This is a genomic window from Mycobacterium neumannii, from assembly GCF_002245615.1.
Taxonomy (GTDB): Bacteria; Actinomycetota; Actinomycetes; order Mycobacteriales; family Mycobacteriaceae; genus Mycobacterium; species Mycobacterium neumannii_A.
Map to the genome: position 1 here is coordinate 135,301 of NZ_NKCO01000006.1, position 15,975 is coordinate 151,275.

Below are 15,975 nucleotides of genomic sequence, written 5' to 3' on the forward strand. Positions count from 1 at the left end.
CTTCAGGGTGTTTCGATGGATTCGTGCCGAACGTAGTTCACCAGAGAAGCGTCCGCGTCGGCGGGTTCGAAACCGACCGACTGGATCTTGGCGAGATCGAGGACGCTGTTAGCCGGTCGAGGCGCGACGAGTTTCGTTGCGTCGGCGAAGTACTGCTCGGTCGTGACATCGGTGATCCGGCCCGGGTCGTGACCGGCGAGTTCGAACGTTCGCCGCGCGATGTCGGCCCACGTGCTCACCGTCCCCGAGCCGGTGACGTTGTAGACGCCGTACGGGGCGTGCGCGTCGGTCAGATGCCGGATTGCCCTTGCGATTTCCGATGTGAACGTCAGGCGGCCGCGTTGATCATTCACGACGGAGGGATTCACCCCGCGGTTGGCGAGGGAGAGCATCGTGCGCACGAAGTTGTTCCCGTCGCCGATCACCCATGAGGTCCGAATGATGTAGTGCCGGTCCACCGTTGCCACGACGAGGTCACCGGCGGCCTTGGTTTGGCCGTACACGCCAAGTGGCGACACTGGATCGTCCTCACGGTATGGCTCGGAGGCGTCGCCGTCGAAGACGTAGTCACTGGAGATGTGCACCAGCGTGATGTTGTTGTCGGCGGCGGTACGCGCCAGCGCGGCGACACCGGCGACGTTGGTGGCCCACGCCGCCGCACGGCCTTCCGGCGTTTCGGCTGCGTCCACACCCGTGAAGGCGGCGGCGTTGATGATGGTCTCGTATTCGCGCCAGCGGCGCGCGGACTCGATGCCGGCGGCGGTGAGGTCGACGTCGGCGCGTTCGGCGAATTCGACACCGGAGGTACCGGCGTACGCCTCGCGCAGCGCCCGGCCCAGTTGACCACCGGCGCCGAGAACCAGGGTCTTCCGTGGCGGGATGGGCTTGACCTCGGCCAGACGCGGATTCTCGCGATCCTTCGCCGACAGCTCCGCGCGGTCCAGCGGGATCGGCCAGTCGATGGCGACGGTCTCGTCGGCGAGGTTCACCGAGGTGTACTGGGCATCGGGCGAGTAGTGATCGTTCACCAGGTAGATATAGGCGGTGTTGTGCTCCAGATTCTGGAATGCGTTACCGACCCCCCGAGGGACGAAAACCGCTCGCGACGGGCCGATTTCGGCCGTGAAGGTGACACCGAACGTGGGGCCGTCACGCAGGTCGACCCACGCGCCGAAGATCCGGCCGGTCGCGACGGAGATGAACTTGTCCCACGGCTCGGCGTGAATTCCGCGTGTGGTGCCCGCACTCTCGTTGAGCGACACGTTGTTCTGCACCGGCTTGAAATCGGGCAAACCGAGCGCGACCATCTTCTCGCGCTGCCAGTTCTCTTTGAACCATCCCCGGTTGTCTCCATGCACGGGCAGTTCCCACACGACCAGCCCCGGGATGGGAGTCGTCAAAGCGCGCAGGGGCTTACCGAAATCAGTCACAACTGGGCCTTCTTCACTGACCCATCCGAGCGTAAAAGCTCTCGGTGGCGTCTTTGGCGGGGGCCCACCAGTCTTCGTGGTCGCGGTACCACTGGATCGTTGCGGTCAGACCTTCTTCGAAGTCTTGGTACTGCGGTCGCCAACCGAGTTCCTCGCGCAGCTTGGTCGAGTCGATGGCGTACCGCAGGTCGTGGCCCGCTCGATCGGTGACGTGGTCGTAGGCGTCGGCGGGCTGACCCATGAGGGTGAGGATCGACTCGACGACGGTCTTGTTGTCCTTCTCGCCGTCGGCGCCGATCAGATACGTCTCACCGATACGTCCCTTGTCGAGCACGGTCAGCACCGCTGACGAGTGGTCGTCGGCGTGAATCCAGTCCCGCACGTTGCGGCCCTCGCCGTAGAGCTTGGGGCGGATTCCCCGCAGAACATTCGTGATCTGTCGCGGGATGAACTTCTCGACGTGTTGATAGGGCCCATAGTTGTTGGAGCAGTTCGAGATCGTCGCGGCCACACCGAACGATCGAACCCAGGCCCGTACCAGCAGATCGCTGCCGGCCTTGGTCGACGAGTACGGAGACGACGGGTTGTACGGCGTCTGCTCGGTGAACCGGCGCGGGTCGTCGAGCTCCAGCTCCCCGTACACCTCGTCGGTCGAGATGTGATGGAAGCGCGTGCCGTGCCTGCGCGCGGCCTCGAGCAACGTGAAGGTGCCCGCGAGGTTGGTGTGCAGGAACGGCTCCGGGTTGTCCAGCGAATTGTCGTTGTGCGATTCGGCGGCGTAGTGCACGACCGCGTCCACCGACGCGAACAGCTCGTCGACCAACGGGGCATCCGCGATGTCGCCGTGCACGAACGTCATTCGGTCGTCGGGCAGTCCCGCGAGCGAGGCGCGGTTGCCCGCATAGGTCAGCTTGTCGAGCACGGTGACGTGATGATCCGTGTGGTCGATGACGTACCGCACGAAATTCGAGCCGATAAAGCCCGCTCCACCAGTGACGAGGAGACGCGACATCACCGTCCCCTGTTCAGAAGGTCCAATAGATAGCCGCCGTAGCCAGACTTCATTAAAGGCGTGGCACGTTCCCGTAATTCGTCGTCGCTGATCCAGCCCTGCAGCCAGGCGATCTCTTCGGGAGCGCCGATCTTCAGACCGGTGCGTCGTTCCATGGTGCGCACATACTCGGCGGCGTCGGTCATCTGGTCGAAGGTGCCGGTGTCCAGCCAGGCGGTTCCGCGGGGCAGCACGTGCACCTGCAGCCGCTCCTGCTCGAGATAGCAGCGGTTGACATCGGTGATCTCGTACTCACCGCGGGCACTCGGCTTGAGGCCCTTGGAGATCTCGACCACGTCGTTGTCGTAGAAGTACAGACCCGGTACGACGTAGTTGCTTTTGGGCTGCTCGGGTTTCTCCTCCAAGGAGATTGCCGAGCCATTGTCGTCGAACTCGATCACACCGTATGCGGACGGCTCCGCCACCCAATAGGCGAAGATTGCGCCGCCGTCGATCGTGGTGAACCGTTTGAGCTGGCTGCCCAGCCCCGGGCCGTACAACAGGTTGTCGCCGAGCACGAGGGACACGTTGTCGGTGCCGATGAACGTCTCACCGATCGTGAAAGCCTGTGCCAGACCGTCAGGGGACGGCTGTTTGGCATAGGTGATCGACACTCCGAAGCGTGAACCGTCACCGAGCAGGCGTTCGAAACCGTCCGCATCGTGGGGCGTCGTGATCACCAGGATGTCGCGTATGCCCGCCAACATCAGCGTCGATAGCGGGTAGTACACCATCGGCTTGTCGTAGACGGGCATCAATTGCTTAGACACACCCAGGGTTATCGGATGCAGGCGCGTGCCGCTCCCGCCCGCCAAAATGATGCCCCTCACGAGCCCAATCGTGACACACAGCGCATTTGCGCTCGCAGAGAGACGCTGGTCCAGCAGCCCGAGCCTGCTCGGTCAGGCTGCGGCCGGTTCGGAATCCTGCGAGTCGTCCGCGGCGCCGGCGCCTTCGAGGTCTTTCGCGGTCCCGTTCGGGTCGGTCTTGGTCGTGAGGCCCTCAGAGGGTTCGGGGCTCGCCGGGGTGATTCGTTGCACGCCGCCGTTATCGCCGTCCGCAGGCCCCGCGGCAGGCTTGTTCGGCGAGGCGTCCAGCGACACGCTGCGACCGTTGGCATCGATCCGGTTCTGTGCGGGATTCGTTGTGACCTCGGAATCCTTCTTGACGTCGGGGTCCTTCACGGCGACGACGACATTGCCGTCGGCGGGGTCGGTCGTCTTCTCGCCCACGACTTCTTGGGCGACGATCGGAGTGGTTTCAAGTACGGGCCCCTGCGGCTCCTCGCCCTCGATGATCTCTCCTTCGGCAAGCTCCGTGATGACCTCGCCCTCGATCGCTCCCTCGACGACCGGCGTCCCGGCACCTTCAGTCAGCGTGAGATCCCCCTCGCTGTTGACGGTGAGCATCATCTCGTCGGCGTCGCCACGCGCGGCCAGCAGCCGCGAATCGTCACCCTGGTTTTCGTCGGCATCCGCCAGAAGCTTGGCTCCCGGCGGATCGCCCTGCTCATCCGCCGCAGCGGGAGGAGCGACCGGTGCCGGCACCGGATCGGGGGTGATCGTTATCGGCTTCGGCGCCAGCTCCGGGATGAAGTTGCCGAGGAAGTTGACCACACCCTGGAAAACAGCCGGAATCATCCTGAGCACCAGCGTGATCGGGTTGAAGAACGGGATCAGTCCGATCGGGGAATACTGCCCGAACGGGATGTTGCGGTTGTATCCCGTCTCTTCGATGAGCACCTCGAGGATGGGCTCCCAGAAATCTGCGATCGGCTTTCCGATCAATGGGATCGAGTGCAGCGGACGCACTATCGGTAGCACCTTCGGCCTGACGGTGTAGTACGTCGTGTCTCCGTACTGCTGAATCTGGACGAGATCCGGGTGCTTCTCGGGGTATGTGGTGAGCTCTTTCCATTCGGCGACGGTGTATCCGGCGGGGGTTTCACCGGGATCACTGTCCTCGTTGATCGCGAGATAGGTGCCGTGGTCGTAGTAGAAGCCCAAGACCGAATTGATGATGGCCAGCGGATTGAGCAGATACTGCGGGAAATCCGCGATGCCCTCCCACCGGATCGCCCAGTCCTTTGTCTTGAACGGCGTGTTGGTCGGCGTGGGCTGGCCGGTCGTCACATCCAGGATCGGGATGTGGCCGAGAAATCCGAACCGCGAGAGGATTCCGCCGTTCGGGCGATTCGGGTTGCCGATGTAGACGAACTCTATGGAGTCCGCATTATCGACCAGATCTTTCCACTGGCCGCTGGCGAACTGCATCTTCGAGATGGTGACCACGCGGGACCCCTGTGAATACCCGGCGATCACAATATCCCCGTCGTAACCGAGGCTCTCCATCGTCGTCAGCACTTCATTCAGGTTCTTCACGCCATCAGCGACGGACACGTCGAACTTCTCGCATCGACCCGGGTCGCACCAGCCCGGCAATGGAATCGGCCAGAACGATGCGAAGTAGTCGATACCGTCCAGCTGGCAGTTGTTGGCGACGGTGCAATCCGTGCGCTTCATGTAGTAGTCGCGGTAGTTCGGCATGTAATCGGTGACATCGTTCGCGTTCGGCGTTCCGGTACCCGGCACGATCAGCGCGGTCGTAGCGGCCAGACTGACCGCTGCCAACAGTGCGGTCGCGGCGCTGAGGACGGTAGCGCTCAGCAGGCCCAGCAAAGAGAGAAAGACGACCCGGATGCACTTACGCATGGGTCAACTTTCACATAGGCGCGGCGGCAGCGACGACAAAACCCGCGAAGTTCCCGGGGTAATTTCTGTCGGCCAGATACCTACCGGCCCAATGCGGCCGTCGCATCCCCGAGGTCGCTGACAGCAACGCCTAGCCCCCGCTTCCGGTTCGAAAAGCAGAGAACACGCTCGGGCATTCTCTGCTCAGTCGTCGGACGCCGCGGTGCAAACCCGCGAACGGGCGGCTTCTACGCTCCGGCTTCGGTGAAGTTGCGCGTCACCGACGGGTCGACCGGAATGCCCGGGCCGGTCGTGGTCGAGATGACGACCTTCTTGAGGTAGCGGCCCTTCGACGACGACGGCTTGGCCCGCAGGATCTCGTCGATCGCGGCGCCGTAGTTCTCCGCCAGCGCCTTCTCGTCGAACGACGCCTTGCCGATCACGAAGTGCAGATTGGCCTGCTTGTCGACGCGGAAGTTGATCTTGCCGCCCTTGATGTCAGACACGGCCTTGGCGACGTCGGGCGTCACGGTGCCGGTCTTCGGGTTCGGCATCAGACCACGCGGACCGAGAATGCGCGCGATGCGGCCGACCTTGGCCATCTGGTCGGGCGTCGCGATCGCCGCGTCGAAGTCCAGCCAGCCGCCCTGGATCCGCTCGATCAGGTCGTCGCTGCCGACGGCGTCGGCACCGGCGGCCTCGGCAGCCTCGGCCTTGTCGCCGACCGCGAACACCACAACGCGGGCGGTCTTACCGGTGCCGTTCGGGAGGTTGACGGTGCCGCGCACCATCTGATCGGCCTTACGCGGGTCGACACCCAGCCGGATCGCCACCTCGACGGTCGCGTCCTGCTTCTTCGATCCCGTCTCCTTGGCCAGCTTCGCTGCCTCCAGCGGCGTGTACAGCCGGCTGCGGTCCACCTTCTCGGCGGCTTCGCGGTATGCCTTGCTCGTCTTGCTCATCTGTTTCTCCTAGTTGCTGAGTTGTGGTCTGTGATGATTGCTCTTCGCGCGAGCGCTCATCGCCGGGCCGAAGCTGGCCCTCCCACGAAAATTCCGGTCGAACTACTCGACCGAGATTCCCATCGACCGGGCGGTGCCGGCGATGATTTTGGCGGCCTGATCGATGTCGTTCGCGTTCAGGTCTTCCTTCTTGGTCTCGGCGATCTCGCGCACCTGATCCCAGGACACCTTGGCGACCTTGGTCTTGTGCGGCTCGCCCGAACCCTTCTGGACGCCGGCAGCCTTCAGCAGCAGCTTGGCCGCGGGCGGTGTCTTGAGGTTGAACGTGAAACTGCGGTCCTCGTAGACGGTGATCTCCACGGGGATGACGTTGCCGCGCTGGTTCTCCGTCGCGGCGTTGTACGCCTTGCAGAATTCCATGATGTTGACGCCGTGCTGGCCGAGCGCCGGACCGACCGGCGGGGCGGGGTTGGCCTGCCCGGCCTGGATCTGCAGCTTGATCAGCCCGACGACCTTCTTCTTCGGGGCCATGGTGTTGGTTGTTCCTCTCTCGGTTCTCTGCGACTTGTGCACACGTTGTTGCGCCGAGCGCTCCTAGGCGTGCACAGATCGCTGGCTTAGATCTTGGCGACCTGGTTGAAGGTCAGTTCGACAGGTGTTTCGCGGCCAAAGATGGACACCAGCACCTTGAGCTTCTGCTGCTCGGCGTTGACCTCGCTGATCGAGGCGGGGAGCGTCGCGAACGGGCCGTCCATGACGGTGACCGACTCGCCGACCTCGAAGTCCACCTCAATCGGCGCGCGCTCGATGCCCCCGGCCTCGGCGGCGGCTGCACCGGCCGCAGCGGCGGCCTTGCCCGGCTTCTTCGCCGCGGCGGGCGGCAGCAGGAACTTGACGACGTCGTCCAGCGACAGCGGCGACGGCCGCGACGTCGCACCGACGAAGCCCGTCACACCCGGTGTGTTGCGCACCGCCCCCCACGACTCGTCGTTGAGCTCCATGCGCACCAGGATGTAACCGGGCAGCACCTTGCGGTTGACCTGCTTGCGCTGGCCGTTCTTGATCTCGGTGACCTCTTCGGTCGGCACCTCGACCTGGAAGATGTAGTCGCCGACGTCCAGGTTCTGCACGCGGGTCTCGAGGTTGGCCTTCACCTTGTTCTCGTAACCGGCGTAGGAGTGGATGACGTACCAGTCGCCCGGCTTGGTCCGCAGTTCCTTCTTCAGCGCGACCGCCGGATCCTCTTCCTCGGGCTCGGCTTCAGCGGGGGCCGCCTCACCGGCCGCGTCGTCCGCGGTGGCCGCCTCGTCGCTCACGGCGTCACCGGCGACGTCGGCATCCTCGGTCGCCGGGTCGGTGGTCGCGTCGGTCGTCGCCCCAGTCGTTTCGTCGATCAGGTCAACGCTCTCGGCCGAAGGCGTATCGCCCTCGAAGCTAGTCACTTGTCAGTCCTCTCGAAATTCTCATCCGTCGCGCGTACTCGTCAGCCGAACACCAGCGAGACCAGCTTGGCAAGGCCGAAGTCGACGCCGCCGATCATGGCCAACATGAAGGCCAGGAACAGCAGCACCACGCCGGTGTAGGTGACCATCTGCTTGCGGTTCGGCCAGATCACCTTGCGCAGCTCGGCGACAACCTGCTTCAGGTAGTTCCAGACGAACAGGAAAGGATTCCGCGACGGCCCGTCGGCACGCTTCTTGGCGGCCTTCCTCGCGGAGCCCGACCCGTTCTTCGTGGGTGACGCCGCGGTGCCCGTGGACAGGTCGACCGCTTCGCTGGCGTCTTCGCCGGCGGCTGCCCGACGGGTCCGCTTGCCCGACGGGCGGGTCGGTCGGGTCACGACGGCACCGCGGGCGTTCTCGGTGTCGGAGCCGGCATCGTCGTGCTCGTCGCTCACCGCATGCTCCCTTGTCTGGTCATCTGGTTTGTGGGTCACCTTCCAGTGTCCACACTTGTCGAGTATTCAGTTGAGCAGGGGCGACAGGACTTGAACCTGCAACCTGCGGTTTTGGAGACCGCTGCTCTGCCAGTTGAGCTACGCCCCTTCAGAGTGGCACTGCGACAGGCCACCCGTTCGGGGCTCACACAATTCGCGCGCTCCCCGATCGGCCGATCTTCAAACCGACGGACAGCGCGCTGGACTGGGAAAACCCCGAGGACCGAGTGTAGCGCGCCACCCGTGGTAGTTACTAATCCACCGGCGAGCCGATCATGATGCGATCGACGAGCCGGTGATCACGCTCCGACCGGCAGGCCGGTCATCAAACAGACGCCTCGCCGTTCACGCTATCGCCGCCATCGGGATCCTCGGCGGGATCATGGACGACGGGCTTGCGCACGACCTGTCCCGTCTCCGGGTCCCAGCCGGCCGAGATCGAATTGTCGCCCTCGTGGCCCATCAGCGTGGTGAACGATTCCATCACGAGCTCGCCGTGTTGGTCCACCAGCTTGTTGCGGGTGGTGACGATGTCGGCGCCGAACCGTTCGTCGACGGTCAGGATTTCCATCGTGCCGGTCAGTTCGTCACCGACCTTGATCGGTCGATGGAACTTGAACTTCTGGTCGACCTGCACGATCTGCATCGTCTCGAAGCCGATGTCGTTGTGCTGAAAAAAGTGCCGCTGGATCATCACCGCGAAGATCGACATGAACGTCGGTGGCGCGATCAGTCCGTCGTGGCCGGATGCCTTGGCGGCCTCGACGCTGTGGCTCTGCGGATCGTGGGCCTTGACCGCGTTCGCGTACTGACGGATCTGCTCCGTGCCGACGACGTAGGGCTCCGGGTACTCCCAGACCATTCCCTTGATATCGATTTTCAGGGCCATGGCTACGCCAGCTTCGCGACGGCCACGGCGCGGCCGAAGATCTTCTTGCCCCCGGTGGTGGCCGACAACGCGATGGTCACCGTCTTGGTCTCGGGCTCAACGGATTTCACCCGTCCGTTGAAGACGATCTCCGCCCCGATGCCGTCGTTGGGCACCGGCACGACAGCGGTGAACCGCACGTTGTACTCGGTGACCGCCGCCGGATCGCCGACCCACTCGGTGACGTATCCGCCGCCCAGGCCCATGGTCAGCATGCCGTGCGCGATCGCGGTGTCCAGTCCGACCTGCTTGGCGATGTCGTCGTCCCAGTGAATCGGGTTGAGGTCACCCGACACCCCCGCGTAGTTGACGAGGTCCTGCCGCGTCAACGGAATCACCTTCTCGGGAAGCTCGTCGCCCTTCTTCACCGAGGCGAACTCACGCAGTGGCATCTGAAAAACCCTCTTCTCCGTCACCCGTCCGACCCGCCAGGGTCGTGAACGTCTCCTGCACGACGTCACCGGCTTCGTTGGTGACGATGTTCTTCAATACGACGATGTCGGTGCCGTGGGCCTGCCGCACAGAGTCCACCTGCACCTCGCAGTAGAGCTTGTCGCCCGCGAAGATCGGCTTGGTGAACTTGACCACCTGGTCGACCTGCACGATCTTGGCGTCTTTGATCCCCACGTTGGCGTGCTCGAAAAACGAAATCTGTGCCATGTACCCGAAGACGCTCATGAAGGTTAGCGGTGCAGGCAGGGCCTTGTGGCCGAGTTCGGCAGCGGCGCCCTCATCGAAGAATGCGCGATCGTCGTTTTTCACCGCGACCGCGTACTCGCGAATCTTCTCGCGACCGACGACGTAGTAGTCGGGGTAGCGGTATTGCATCCCGACGATCCGCTCGGACAACGACACAGTTAGTGAACCTACCTACCACCCTGGGCGACGCCTGCGGGCTGACTCGTCTTAGCGCGATTCCTTATGCGGCTGGTGCTTGCCGCAGTTCGGGCAGAATTTCTTGATCTCGAGCCGGTCCGGGTCGTTACGGCGGTTCTTCTTCGTGATGTAGTTGCGGTGTTTGCACACCTCGCACGCCAAAGTGATCTTCGGCCGTACGTCGGTACTGGAGGCCACGGTTCTTCGTCCTTCGTTTACGCGTTCGATGTTGCCTGTAGCGGTGGGGGGGCTCGATCCCCCGACCTCACGATTATGAGTCGTGCGCTCTAACCAGCTGAGCTACACCGCCCCGGGATCCGGGCGGATGTCCGCCCGCTCACCGAGCCCCCTAACGGAATCGAACCGTTGACCTTTTCCTTACCATGGAAACGCTCTGCCGACTGAGCTAAGGGGGCCTGCCTACTTCGCGGTTCGCGCACCGCGGCGCGAGCCTTAAAGAGGGTACATTCTCGCCGATTGCCGCGCCAAACCGCTGATCACCGCAACCGTTACAGTCCGACTCTAGTCGGACAGTGATAGGACGGAACAGTGACCGAACCCGGCGCGACCCGTGTCGCGGTGTACCTCGACTTCGACAACATCGTGATCTCGCGGTACGACCAGATCCACGGGCGCAACTCGTTTCAGCGCGACAAGGCTGCAGGCTTTCACAAGAATCCGGGTCGGCTGACGCAAGCGACCGTGGACGTCGGCGCAATCATCGACTACGCGTCGTCGTTCGGCACGCTGGTGCTGACCAAGGCCTACGCCGACTGGTCGACCGACGTCAACGCCGACTACCGCGACCAGCTAGTCGGGCGCGCAGTCGACCTGGTGCAGCTGTTCCCGGCCGCCGCGTACAGCAAGAACGGGGCCGACATCCGGCTCGCGGTCGACACCGTCGAGGACATGTTCCGGCTGCCCGATCTGACCCACGTCGTCATCGTCGCCGGCGACTCCGACTACATCCCGCTCGCGCAGCGGTGCAAACGCCTCGGGCGCTACGTCGTCGGCATCGGCATCACCGGGTCGATCAGCCGGTCGCTGACCGCGGCCTGCGACGAGTACGTCTCTTACGACGCGCTGCCCGGCGTTCCGGCGGTCAAGACGGAAACCCCGAAGCGGCGACGCACCAAGGCCGACGCCGAGCAGGACGCAGAACAGCCCGACCCGCAGGCCGCCGGGACCGCGCTGCTCGAGCGGGCGCTGCGCATCGCACACGGCAAGGACGACTCCGACTGGCTGCACAATTCGGCGGTCAAGGCTCAGATGAGGCGGATGGACCCGTCGTTCTCGGAGAAGTCCCTCGGGTTCAAGTCGTTCAGCGACTTCCTGCGCTCGCACACCGACCTGGTCGAACTCGACGAGAGCAGCACCATCCGCATGGTGCGGCTGCGCAGCCAGGACTGAGCCCCGAAATCTGGGCCCAGATACGCTGACGGTCATGGCTTCGGATCGGCTCTACTTCCGTCAGTTGTTGTCCGGTCGCGACTTCGCGGCCGGCGACATGATCGCCCAGCAGATGCGCAACTTCGCCTACCTGATCGGCGACCGCGAGACCGGCGACACGGTGATCGTCGACCCCGCCTACGCCGCAGGCGATCTCATCGACGCGCTGGAGGCCGACGGCATGCGGCTGTCCGGCGTGTTGGTCACCCACCACCACCCCGACCATATCGGCGGTTCGATGATGGGTTTCGAACTCAAGGGGCTCGCCGAACTGCTCGAGCGCACGAGCGTGCCGGTGCACGTCAACCAGCTTGAGGCCGACTGGGTTTCGAAGATCACCGGCATCGGGCGCAGCGAGCTCAGCGAGCACCAGCACGGCGACGTCGTCAAGGTCGGTGACATCGACATCGAACTTCTGCATACGCCCGGCCACACCCCCGGCAGCCAGTGCTTTCTGCTCGACGGGCGGCTCGTCGCCGGTGACACCCTTTTCCTGGAAGGGTGCGGACGCACCGACTTCCCCGGTGGCAACGTCGACGACATGTTCCGCAGCCTGCAGGCGCTGGCGAAACTGTCCGGCGACCCGACGGTGTTCCCCGGCCACTGGTATTCCGCCGAGCCCAGCGCCTCCCTGTCCGACGTGCGCCAGACCAACTACGTCTACCGGGCCAGCAACCTCGACCAGTGGCGCATGCTGATGGGCGGCTGACCGTCCCGACACCGGGTGTGGCGTGCGAAAAAGCGCCGGTGTGAGTAGTGCTGCGCTAGTCTCCCGTTTGCTCGGCGCCTATCGGGAGGACCGCTTGCGATGACGAGACCACCCACTCCCGCAGGCTGGTATCCCGACCCCGATGGCGCTGGCGGCCAACGGTATTGGGACAGTTCGACGTGGACCGAGCACCGTTCGCCGGGCCCGACGTCGCAGCCCGTAGAGCCGCCGTCGGCCATCGAACCGCCGATGCCCGCCGAACCGCGCTTCAACGACAACCGCACACTGCTCACCCGCTACCTCGCCGTGTGCGGCGCCCTGCTGCTCGTGCTGATTCTCGCCCTCGCCTACGGGTTGTTCCGCGATGACAACGACGACGGCCTCAGGTCATTCACGACGACGTCGCCGCCTGAGACCGCCGGCCAGCCGACCACGACGGCCGAGGAACAGGCCGGCACTACCACGCCAGGGGCGCTGCCGCCGCTCGCCGGAGCGACCGTCGACGGAGTGCTGTCGTTCACGGTGGTCGACGTCGAGACCGGGACGACGGTTTCGTCGACCGAGGCCCCGGTGGAGAAGACCGCGACCGGTGAATACGTCGTCGTACGCCTGTCGGTGGTCAACGACGGCGACGCCACCGCGCAGTTCCTCGGCACCCTGCAGAAGCTGCACGCCGGAAACACCGTCTACTCCATCGACGGCGAGGCGACGTTCTATGTGGGCGGCGGGTTCGTTGAGATCCCGCCCGGCGCCGAGGCGCTGGTCGGCCTGGCCTACGACGCGCCGCCGGGCACGGTGCCGGAGTTCATCGAGGCGCATGCCGATCCGCTGAGCCCGGGTGCGCAGATCCCGTTGTCCTAGCGTTGCCACGACTGGAGGGCGCATCGACGTTCGGCAACTGTGCGCCGAACTCGGCCGACGGTTCGGCTCCTGACATTTTCGCAGGTGCCTACGGCATAACGGGTCCAAAGACACAAATTTCTGGACAAGTGGGCCGCGCGGGGGCAAACTTGAAGACCCTAGCGTCAATTTTTCGGGCCGGGGGGCCGCTATGAAGAAGCTAGTGCTGTGCTTCGACCGCACTCGTGGCTATCCAGAACCCCAACTGGCGACGAACGCGCATCGACTCTTTCATCTTCTCGACGACGTCCCCGAGCAGCTCACCTGGTATCACCCGGGAGCCACGCCGAACCCTGGAAAGACGCTGCGGCCCTTCAGGGCCGCCGCCGACGATGCTCGCGGTGTCATCGCCGAGGCTTATCGCTTCCTGGTCGACAGCTGGGACCCCGGCGACCCGATCTATCTGTTCGGCGTCGGTCGCGGCGGTTACTGCGCCCAAACCCTGACCCGCTTACTGGCCACCGTCGGGGTGCTTCCGGAGCTGATGGATTTCGTGCTCGGCGCGTATGCCCTGCCGCGGACCGGCCGCGACCAGCAGGACTGGACGCGCGTCACCCAAATCGCCTCCCGGCTGGAGCAGCAGCGCGAAATCCCCGTCCCCGTCCGGTTTCTGGGCATCTGGGACGCGGTGAGTATCCCGGGCTTGACGCGCCGGTCGATGCCCGCGCCGATGCCCAACGTCGAATCGGGTAGGCACGCTGTCGCGATCGACGGGCGCCCCGGCGAACGGTTGACAACCTCAGCGTCGAAGCGCATGGAGGAAGTCTGGTTCCGCGGCGCCCACTGCGACGTCGCCGGAGGACCGGGGGCCTGCACCCCGCTGGCCGAGATCAGCTTCGACTGGATGCTGGACGGGGCGCTGCGAGCCGGGCTGTCGATTGCCGACGAACGTATGGACACGCTGCCCACCCCCGGTCAGTACGACGCGCTCGCCGAGACCGCCCACACGATCTCGCTGCGCAAGCTCCCCGACAACGCGGCCGTCCACTCCAGTGTCGAGTTGTACCTGCGTGAGCATCCGCAGTATTGGAAGCGCTTACCGGCCCGCGTGAGGTGGTCGGACCTCGACTGGGCGGCACGCGGTGAGCGATTGGTCCACCCGAGTGATGCGACGGCCGAGAAACTGGTCGCCGACTTGGGGCTCGCGTCGTTCGGCGAGCTGGTCAGCAATACCGCGCAGCTGAGGCCGGCAAGCCTATTGTGACGAATTCCGCCGGTCACGGTTGTCGGTGACGGGTGCTCTTATCGACGCGCACGCCAAAATAGCAAAGGGTGTGTGATCCGCGGCTGCGTGATATACAGCGGTGCGTGGATGCGGATGGGGTCCTCGGCCTCTCGGCCGGCATGTGGACGGCGCTGGCCGCCTGGCTCGCCGTCGTGGTGGGAATCGCCACCCTGATGTACGCCTGGCGGCAGTATCAGCGGGGACGGCGGCAGAGCGAAGAGCTCATGGCACCCAACGTGGCGATGTTCATGGAACCGGCGGCCAACGACTGGCATCTGATCGAGCTCGTGGTCAAGAACTTCGGCCGGACACCGGCGTACAACATCCGGTTCGACTTCGCGCATCCGCCGACGGTGGCCAAGTACGAGAACGTCTACGACGACCGTTATGTCGACATCACGCCGCTGAACCTGCCCGCCGAGATCCCGTATCTGGCGCCCGGACAGGAATGGCGCATCGTCTGGGATTCGGCATTGGACCGTCGCGAACTCGGCGAGGCCATCGCATCCCGGTTCGACGGCGCCGTCACCTACTACGACCAGAAGGGGCACGCCAAGAAGAAGGGGTCGCGCCACCGGTACCGGTCCACGGCGGTGCTGGACTGGTCGACGCTGCATCCGGTCGAGCGGCTGGAGCTGTTGACCACGCACGACCTGGCCCGCCAGGAGAAGCAGAAGCTCGAGCTGCTGCGTCATCTGCTGACCTACTACCACTACGCGGCGAGCGAGAGCCGCGAAGACGTCCTGCGCCAGGAGATCAACCGCGTGCGGTCCTCGGTCGACGAACTCCGCGATCGGTACCGCACGGAAACCGAAGGGCCGCAGCGCACACCGCGCAACGGGACGGTCCCCGGCCGGCGGGTCGACATCGACGCCGAATTCGAGGAAGCGCACACCCAGATCCTCAAGACCAACACGGCGCGGCACCGCATCGCGTGAACCCGGGTAGGTGCGATGAAGCCCGGCAACCCCTCGCTGCCGGGCTTCTTGAACGGTACGAGGGCCGCAGACGGGCGTCGCGCGTAGCCGACTACCCTAAAAATCCTTGGCAATCGTATCGATGTTTCGTAACATCGATCCGATTGCCCGTCCGCATTCAATAAGGAGAAGCGATGAGCAGCCTCGTTGACTATGAACTGAACGAGTCGGTCGCCACGATCACGCTGGACGACGGCAAGGTCAATGTCCTCGGCCCGGCCATGCAGACCGCGATCAACGAGACGCTCGACCGCGCGGAGAAGGACGCCGCCAAGACCGTCGTGCTGGCAGGCAACGGGCGCGTGTTCAGCGGTGGTTTCGACCTGAGCGTATTTCAGTCGGGCGACGCGCAGGCCGCGCTGGGGATGCTCGCCGGCGGGTTCGAGCTCGCGGTGCGGTGCCTGACCTTCCCGGTGCCGGTGGTCATGGCCGCGACGGGTCCGGCCATCGCGATGGGGTCGTTCCTGCTGTTGTCCGGGGACCACCGGGTCGGTCAGCCGAAGACCCGCTGCCAGGCAATCGAGGTGGCGATCGGCATGACGATCCCGGTCGCCGCGCTGGAGATCATGCGATTCCGTCTAACCCCGGCGGTCTATCAGAGGGGCGCGGCGCTGGCGTCGACGTTCGCCGGTGACGAAGCCGTCTACGGTGGGTGGCTCGACGAGATCGTCGAGGCCGATCGCGTGTTGGCGCGGGCGCAGGAGGTGGCCACGGAACTGGTGAACACCGTGCACACCGGCGCGCACGTCGCGACCAAGCTGAAGGCCCGCGAGTCCGCGCTTGACGCCATTCGGGCCGGAATCGACGGGCTGGCAACCGAATTCAGCCTCGGGTAGGCCAGC

18 protein-coding genes and 3 tRNA genes are annotated in these 15,975 nt (G+C 64.7%); 6 read left to right on the forward strand and 15 right to left on the reverse strand.

Features of this window, described 5'->3' with window-relative positions; translation table 11 throughout:
• Positions 1 to 2: 2 nt before the first annotated feature.
• From CEX88_RS09990 to CEX88_RS10060, 15 genes are all read right to left on the reverse strand, one after another.
• Entirely contained in the window at positions 3 to 1,430 is a 1,428-nt protein-coding gene (locus CEX88_RS09990; RefSeq protein ID WP_094293349.1) for a sugar nucleotide-binding protein, read from the reverse strand.
• 13 nt (positions 1,431 to 1,443) lie between these two features.
• Positions 1,444 to 2,442 (reverse strand): dTDP-glucose 4,6-dehydratase, encoded by a 999-nt coding sequence (gene rfbB / locus CEX88_RS09995; protein ID WP_094293350.1) that lies wholly within the window; start codon positions 2,440 to 2,442, stop codon positions 1,444 to 1,446.
• Positions 2,442 to 3,311: a glucose-1-phosphate thymidylyltransferase RfbA gene (gene rfbA / locus CEX88_RS10000; protein WP_094293351.1), complete on the reverse strand. Its 870-nt coding sequence runs from the start codon at positions 3,309 to 3,311 to the stop codon at positions 2,442 to 2,444. Before rfbA ends, rfbB begins: the two co-directional genes overlap by 1 nt.
• Before the next feature lie 72 nt (positions 3,312 to 3,383).
• Positions 3,384 to 5,192 (reverse strand): PE-PPE domain-containing protein, encoded by a 1,809-nt coding sequence (locus tag CEX88_RS10005; RefSeq protein ID WP_094293352.1) that lies wholly within the window; start codon positions 5,190 to 5,192, stop codon positions 3,384 to 3,386.
• A 227-nt stretch (positions 5,193 to 5,419) separates the two neighbouring features.
• On the reverse strand, positions 5,420 to 6,133 hold the full coding sequence (rplA, locus tag CEX88_RS10010; protein ID WP_064400180.1) for a 50S ribosomal protein L1: 714 nt from the start codon (positions 6,131 to 6,133) through the stop codon (positions 5,420 to 5,422).
• A gap of 102 nt (positions 6,134 to 6,235) precedes the next feature.
• Complete coding sequence (gene rplK, locus CEX88_RS10015) at positions 6,236 to 6,664, reverse strand: 50S ribosomal protein L11 (RefSeq protein ID WP_094293353.1); 429 nt, start codon at positions 6,662 to 6,664, stop codon at positions 6,236 to 6,238.
• Positions 6,665 to 6,750: 86 nt separating this feature from the next.
• On the reverse strand, positions 6,751 to 7,575 hold the full coding sequence (nusG, locus tag CEX88_RS10020; RefSeq protein ID WP_066849641.1) for a transcription termination/antitermination protein NusG: 825 nt from the start codon (positions 7,573 to 7,575) through the stop codon (positions 6,751 to 6,753).
• A 41-nt stretch (positions 7,576 to 7,616) separates the two neighbouring features.
• A complete protein-coding gene (gene secE, locus CEX88_RS10025) occupies positions 7,617 to 8,030 on the reverse strand; it encodes a preprotein translocase subunit SecE (protein WP_094293354.1) in 414 nt (137 codons plus the stop codon).
• A gap of 75 nt (positions 8,031 to 8,105) precedes the next feature.
• A tRNA-Trp gene (locus CEX88_RS10030) sits at positions 8,106 to 8,178 on the reverse strand.
• 216 nt (positions 8,179 to 8,394) lie between these two features.
• On the reverse strand, positions 8,395 to 8,958 hold the full coding sequence (gene hadC, locus CEX88_RS10035; protein ID WP_066849647.1) for a (3R)-hydroxyacyl-ACP dehydratase subunit HadC: 564 nt from the start codon (positions 8,956 to 8,958) through the stop codon (positions 8,395 to 8,397).
• A 2-nt stretch (positions 8,959 to 8,960) separates the two neighbouring features.
• Positions 8,961 to 9,389, reverse strand: coding sequence for a (3R)-hydroxyacyl-ACP dehydratase subunit HadB (gene hadB / locus CEX88_RS10040; RefSeq protein WP_066849650.1), 429 nt, complete (start codon positions 9,387 to 9,389; stop codon positions 8,961 to 8,963).
• Positions 9,376 to 9,852, reverse strand: coding sequence for a (3R)-hydroxyacyl-ACP dehydratase subunit HadA (gene hadA, locus CEX88_RS10045; RefSeq protein WP_066849653.1), 477 nt, complete (start codon positions 9,850 to 9,852; stop codon positions 9,376 to 9,378). The genes hadB and hadA overlap by 14 nt, the downstream gene beginning before the upstream one ends.
• A gap of 51 nt (positions 9,853 to 9,903) precedes the next feature.
• Positions 9,904 to 10,071 (reverse strand): 50S ribosomal protein L33, encoded by a 168-nt coding sequence (gene rpmG / locus CEX88_RS10050; protein ID WP_059101288.1) that lies wholly within the window; start codon positions 10,069 to 10,071, stop codon positions 9,904 to 9,906.
• 38 nt (positions 10,072 to 10,109) lie between these two features.
• Positions 10,110 to 10,183, reverse strand: a tRNA-Met gene (locus CEX88_RS10055).
• Positions 10,184 to 10,216: 33 nt separating this feature from the next.
• Positions 10,217 to 10,289: transfer RNA gene (locus CEX88_RS10060), tRNA-Thr, on the reverse strand.
• Between the two features lie 133 nt (positions 10,290 to 10,422).
• On the opposite strand from CEX88_RS10060, the gene CEX88_RS10065 reads away from it, so the two are divergent.
• The 6 genes from CEX88_RS10065 to CEX88_RS10090 all read left to right on the forward strand — a co-directional run bounded on the left by CEX88_RS10065 (position 10,423) and on the right by CEX88_RS10090 (position 15,969).
• Positions 10,423 to 11,283, forward strand: coding sequence for an NYN domain-containing protein (locus CEX88_RS10065; RefSeq protein ID WP_066849655.1), 861 nt, complete (start codon positions 10,423 to 10,425; stop codon positions 11,281 to 11,283).
• A 34-nt stretch (positions 11,284 to 11,317) separates the two neighbouring features.
• The gene (locus CEX88_RS10070; protein ID WP_094293355.1) at positions 11,318 to 12,031 is read left to right on the forward strand and encodes an MBL fold metallo-hydrolase; all 714 of its coding nucleotides are present in this window, start codon (positions 11,318 to 11,320) and stop codon (positions 12,029 to 12,031) included.
• Between the two features lie 99 nt (positions 12,032 to 12,130).
• Positions 12,131 to 12,892, forward strand: coding sequence for a DUF2510 domain-containing protein (locus CEX88_RS26280; protein ID WP_094293356.1), 762 nt, complete (start codon positions 12,131 to 12,133; stop codon positions 12,890 to 12,892).
• A gap of 190 nt (positions 12,893 to 13,082) precedes the next feature.
• Positions 13,083 to 14,135 carry a phospholipase effector Tle1 domain-containing protein gene (locus CEX88_RS10080; protein WP_094293357.1) on the forward strand — a complete coding sequence of 351 codons (1,053 nt, stop codon included), beginning with the start codon at positions 13,083 to 13,085 and terminating at the stop codon, positions 14,133 to 14,135.
• Between the two features lie 140 nt (positions 14,136 to 14,275).
• Positions 14,276 to 15,094 (forward strand): hypothetical protein, encoded by an 819-nt coding sequence (locus tag CEX88_RS10085; protein WP_082961865.1) that lies wholly within the window; start codon positions 14,276 to 14,278, stop codon positions 15,092 to 15,094.
• 173 nt (positions 15,095 to 15,267) lie between these two features.
• Positions 15,268 to 15,969 (forward strand): crotonase/enoyl-CoA hydratase family protein, encoded by a 702-nt coding sequence (locus tag CEX88_RS10090; RefSeq protein WP_094293358.1) that lies wholly within the window; start codon positions 15,268 to 15,270, stop codon positions 15,967 to 15,969.
• The last annotated feature ends 6 nt before the right edge of the window (positions 15,970 to 15,975 follow it).